Source organism: Salipiger sp. PrR002 (assembly GCF_010500775.1).
GTDB lineage: Bacteria > Pseudomonadota > Alphaproteobacteria > Rhodobacterales > Rhodobacteraceae > Salipiger.
On record NZ_JAAGOU010000097.1, the window covers coordinates 1 to 1,196 of the forward strand.

The 1,196-nt window shown below is 62.3% G+C and carries 1 protein-coding gene; it reads right to left on the reverse strand.

Going from position 1 to position 1,196, the window contains the following annotated elements:
• Positions 1-281: 281 nt before the first annotated feature.
• A complete protein-coding gene (locus tag G0A00_RS26295; RefSeq protein WP_164214300.1) occupies positions 282-1,121 on the reverse strand; it encodes a DUF6692 family protein in 840 nt (279 codons plus the stop codon).
• Positions 1,122-1,196 lie beyond the last annotated feature (75 nt).

Here is a 1,196-nt window from a genome sequence, read left to right on the forward strand (position 1 = left end):
CACGGCACAAAAGATCAAAATGACTCGAATCTTTTCCAGCATGGGCGAGAGTTACGCATCGCGGTGCTCTCATAGCAAGTGCCGCGCGCTGTCAGCCTGAAACACTTTTCCGTCAGGCAACTTTCTGCCACCCGGTCGCCGGTTCGGGCTTTCCGTTCCTGCGGACGCGTGAAAGGTGTGGGTGGCCCCCACGCAATGGGAGCCAAACCCTTTGTCCTGCGGATGTTCCCGCTTCCGAGTCCGATTAGGAGCAGCGCGATGGAAGGCGTGGCAACGAGACCTTAGCCGCTGCAGGACCAGAATCCGCGGTAGATCGCCTCGGGGCCGGGGGTAAGTCGGAAGGTCAGCTGGCTGTCTGAGCGCGGCGCATCGACCGGCTCGACCGCCATCTGGAGCCCCTCGGTGCTGTAGCTGCTTTCGGTGTCGCCTGCACCCAGCGGCAGAATGACGCCGTTGAGCTTGGTGACGGCTGCGCTGCCATCGGCGGCGGCTATCAGCACCGGGTCTTCGGTGCGGGTACGGCGGAAGGAGCAAGTCTCACCCTCGGGCAACGCATCCCCTGCCTCTTCGGGGGTCAGCGGTGCCGGATCGAGCGTCGACAGGAGCGTGTTGCTGAGCGCATCCTGCAGCGTGCCTTGCTGCGCGGGCGGGTCCTCGTAAACCTCGCCCACCACGTTTCCGGCGGAGACATCGGCGATCAACGCGCGCATTTCAGCGATCTCCTTCTTCTGGGCCGTGGCAATGCCGTCGGCGAGTTTGCGCACCCTTGCGTCCTCGATGCCGGCCCGCTCGGAGGTCATGATAGCGATCGAATGGTGGGGGATCATCGCCCGCATGTAGCTTGCGCCATTCACGGTCACCTGGCTGCGCACCAGCCAGAGCGCGCCGGCGAAGACGACGATGCTGCCCGCGAAGATGGCGATATTGACTGCCCGACTGGGATACATCGCCGCCATGAAGGCGAGCATCACGAACGCCATAGTCGCTCCCATGACGATCGCCATATAGACGCGGGTCTCGCTGAAGAAGACATGCTCGAAAGCGTAGGTGTTGAGATACATCAGCCCGAACATGATCACCGTCGAGGCGAGGATCATGAGGGCGAAACGGGAATAGGTCATCGGCACCTCCATGCTTGTCGCTTTCAGTCTCAACGGCCTTCCAGCGCTGGAGGGTTCCCGAAAAAGTGAACCTGC

Excerpts from the sequence above, each read along its gene's own strand:
- G0A00_RS26295 (WP_164214300.1), bottom strand. The coding sequence starts at position 1,121 with ATGACCTATTCCCGTTTCGCCCTCATGATCCTCGCCTCGACGGTGATC.